We start from the raw sequence: 232 nt of genomic DNA, 5'->3' as shown, positions 1-232 counted from the left end.
TAACTGAACCACGCGGTCGCGTGACGCCAGCGGCGGCCCTTGTGGAGGCCGGTGTCGACGCCTTCGCCCGCGAAGCCGTGATCGCTCTCGGGCTGCTGCTCGCCGGGCGCGACGGCGTCGACGGTGCGGGCTTGCAGCGCGAGGCGCTCGCGCTCGTCCCGGGCGAGCCGGTCGCGGCGGCTTCTGGCCTCGGCCGGCGTGCTGTACGGCCAGTACACGACATACCGCGTGT

Annotated in this window: 1 protein-coding gene; it reads right to left on the bottom strand. The window is 73.7% G+C overall.

Annotated elements, in window-relative coordinates; all coding sequences use genetic code 11:
* A partial coding sequence (locus tag ACPYOG_RS21030; protein ID WP_481295979.1) for a DUF6805 domain-containing protein occupies nucleotides 1–232 on the bottom strand: 232 nt, incomplete at both ends.

Source organism: Leifsonia sp. HAY1-4F, from assembly GCF_056755275.1.
This window is presented reverse-complemented; position numbering and strand designations above follow the sequence as displayed.